We start from the raw sequence: 3,288 nt of genomic DNA on the forward strand, positions 1-3,288 counted from the left end.
CGCGAATTTCACTACGCCACGAGGTTGACGATGTCGTCCTTATCAGCGAGTGAAGGTGTAACCGACGACGCCGCATACGTGGCTGCCAGGCGGCGTCGGGAACGGCGGGCGCAATGGCAAATGTGGGTCATCCTTGTGGTCGTGCTTGGACCGCTGGTGATCTATCCGCTGATCCAGTTGGTTGTCCTGAGCTTCACGGGCTCGCATGGCGTGAGCCTGCATGCCTACACGGCGTTCTTCCGCAATCCCGAAACCAGCGGGGTAATCGGCACGACGCTCGGCATCCTGTTCGCGAGTGCGACGATGGCGTCGCTGTTGGGCGTCCTGATAGCGTCCATGCTGTTTTTCAAGCCGTTCCCCGGTGCGAGACTTGTCACGCGATTCCTCGAATTGTTCGTCGCCTTCCCGTCCTTCCTGGTCGCGTTCACGCTGATTTTTTTATACGGATCGCAGGGGTCGGTCAGCATTGGCTTGCAGCGGCTGTTCAACTTGCAGGCGCCGCCGCTCGATTTCCTGTTCGGCATTGGCGGCGTGATCCTGGCGGAAGTCGTGTTCTACGCGCCGTTCGTGGTGCGGCCCACGCTGGCCTCGTTTGCCACGCTGGACATGCGCCTGATCGAAGCCGCAAAAAGCCTTGGTGCTAACGGCTTGATGGTCGCGTTCAGGGTGATCCTGCCGCTGGCGTGGCCGGGCATTGCAGCGGGCACGATCCTGTGTTTCCTGCTCACGCTTAATGAGTTCGGCATCCTGCTCGTGCTGGGCAGCGCGCACCTGATCACGTTGCCCACCGCCATCTACAGTTCCGCCACCGTCGATCTCGACTTGCCGACCGCAGCCGCCGGGGCCGTGGTGATGCTGGCAATGTCCCTGTCGTTGTACGCGCTGTATCGCCGCGTGAACCGTCGTACCGGAGGCCGCGATGGCAACTGAATTCATGCAGGCCGCGAAGGCCTCGAAGCCGGCTGCGCTCAAGCGGATCGGCCGCTGGGCGTTCACCGCATTTGCCGCATTGCTGTGCTTCTGGCTCTTCGTGTTGCCCGTGATCGTGGTCGCGCTGTCGAGCGTTGCATCGCACTGGTCCGGCACGATTTTCCCCAACGGCTTCAGCATGCGCTGGTTCGAGCGCCTGGGCTCAAGCGACTTCGATGCATTGACGACCAGCCTTGAAGTCGGCCTGGGCGTCGCCTTCCTCGGCACCGTACTGGGTCTCTGGCTCGCGTTGGCGCTCGAAGGACGGGACCGGCGTGGCGTGGGCGCCTGGGTCGACACCATCGCGATGATGCCCAACGGCGTGCCAAGCGTCGTGCTCGGATTGTCCGTCCTGATTGCTTATCACAAGAAGCCGCTCGATATCTCCGGCTCCGCGGCAATCGTGGTGCTGGTGCAGTTGGCGATCGTGTTGCCGTTTTGCTATCGGTGCGCCGCCGCGGCGCTGCGTCCCGAACTGACCATCTTGCGCGAGGCGGCGGCCAGTCTCGGCGCGCCGCCTTCGATGGTGCTCGCAAGGGTCGTCCTGCCGCAACTCGTGCCCGCCATCCGCGCCAGTCTTGCGCTGGGATTCGCGTTGTCGCTGGGCGAGTTGGGCGCGACGCTCACGGTCTATCCGCCAGGCTTCGCGACGGTGCCGATCGTGGTCGTGGGACAAGTCAATCGCGGTTATTACCTGCCGGCCTCGGCGCTGTCGCTGATCCTGCTGGCCGTGTCGCTAGCTGCGTTGCTATTGATCGCGGCGCGTGTGCCCCGGCGGCGCATCGCCTGAATTTTGCTTTAGGTGTGTCTTGCGCAATCCCGCGGGGCACTTTTTTTGCGCCGAATAATGTGGCAAAAATTGGCGTTGTGCATCAAAATATGGATTCTTGCGCAGCGTCGCGCAAGCGCCTCACACTGAAGGGAACGATCATGTCCACTGAAACGCTCATCGAAGTAAATGGCCGCGAGTACCGTCAGGCGAAGGCGTTGACCGTCGTTGTCTGCGTCGACGGATGCGAGTACGACTATCTGGAGGCGGCCGTCGCGGCGGGCGTCGCGCCGTTTATCGGAACGATGCTGCGCGGTGGCTCGGCATTTCGTGCCGATTGCGTGGTCCCTTCGTTCACCAACCCGAACAATCTATCCATCGTGACGGGCGTGCCGCCTTCGGTGCACGGCATTTGCGGTAACTACTTCTTCGACCCGGACGCGAACGGCGGCAAGGGCGCCGAAGTGATGATGAACGACCCTGCGTACTTGCGCGCCGGCACGATCCTCGCGGCGGCTTCTCGGCGCGGCGACAAGGTGGCAGTGGTCACGGCGAAGGACAAGCTGCGACGACTGCTGGGCTGGCAACTCGACGGCATCTGCTTTTCCGCCGAGAAAGCGGACGCCGCGACCCTTGCGGAAAACGGTATCGAAAACGTGCTGGATCTGGTCGGCTTGCCCGTCCCCGATGTCTATAGCGCCGGGCTTTCCGAGTTCGTGTTCGCGGCCGGCGTGCGGCTTGCCGAGACTCGCCAACTGGATTTGATGTACCTCTCGACCACCGACTACGTGCAGCACAAATGCGCGCCCGGCACGGACGGCGCAAATGCGTTCTACGCGATGATGGACGGATATCTCGCGCGTTTGAACGAACTCGGCGCGGTGATCGGATTGACTGCCGACCACGGCATGAACGCGAAGCACGACCCGGAAACGGGCGAGCCCAATGTGCTCTATTTGCAGGACCTGCTCGACGACACGCTCGACGTGCCCAACGCGCGCGTGATCCTGCCGATCACCGATCCGTACGTAGTCCATCACGGTGCGCTCGGTTCGTTCGCGACCATCTACCTGCCGAAGACAACCGATGCCAACGCATTGGCCGAGAAAATCCGGCTATTGCCGGGCGTGGAAATTGTCCTGGACAACGCGGCAGCGTGCGAACGTTTCGAGTTGCCGAACGATCGCGTGGGCGATCTCGTGGTGGTGAGCGACCGCCATACGGTCCTGGGCACGCGCCGTGCGGAACACGATCTGTCGGGCCTGACCGTGCCGTTGCGATCGCATGGCGGCGTGTCGGAGCAGGAAGTCCCGCTCTTGTTCAACCGCTCAACCGACGGCTTCGAGTCGCGCCTCGAACAGCCGCGAGAACGCCTGCGCAATTTCGATGTCTTCGACATCGCGTTGAACCATCTGGTACAAAAATCATGACCGCCGTTCTCGCAGTCGAGCACCAGGGGTTGCACGTCGAAAAGCTGCGCCTGAAGGGCGAACGCGCCGCCCGTGCGCGTACTATGGACGTCTTCGATCCCTACACGAACACACTGGTGG

The 3,288-nt window shown here is 62.5% G+C and carries 3 protein-coding genes; all 3 read left to right on the top strand.

Annotation, left to right across the window (positions count from 1 at the left end):
• The first annotated feature begins 30 nt into the window (after nt 1-30).
• The 3 genes from WCA53_RS03570 to phnA all read left to right on the top strand — a co-directional run bounded on the left by WCA53_RS03570 (nt 31) and on the right by phnA (nt 3,168).
• A complete protein-coding gene (locus tag WCA53_RS03570) occupies nt 31-930 on the top strand; it encodes a 2-aminoethylphosphonate ABC transporter permease subunit (RefSeq protein ID WP_423905533.1) in 900 nt (299 codons plus the stop codon).
• Between the two features lie 4 nt (nt 931-934).
• Complete coding sequence (gene phnV, locus WCA53_RS03575) at nt 935-1,759, top strand: 2-aminoethylphosphonate ABC transport system, membrane component PhnV (protein ID WP_423905535.1); 825 nt, start codon at nt 935-937, stop codon at nt 1,757-1,759.
• Nucleotides 1,760-1,899: 140 nt separating this feature from the next.
• The gene (phnA, locus tag WCA53_RS03580) at nt 1,900-3,168 is read left to right on the top strand and encodes a phosphonoacetate hydrolase (RefSeq protein ID WP_423905531.1); all 1,269 of its coding nucleotides are present in this window, start codon (nt 1,900-1,902) and stop codon (nt 3,166-3,168) included.
• Nucleotides 3,169-3,288: the final 120 nt, after the last annotated feature.

The sequence above is a fragment of the Caballeronia sp. genome (assembly GCF_049581465.1).
Classification (GTDB): domain Bacteria; phylum Pseudomonadota; class Gammaproteobacteria; order Burkholderiales; family Burkholderiaceae; genus Caballeronia.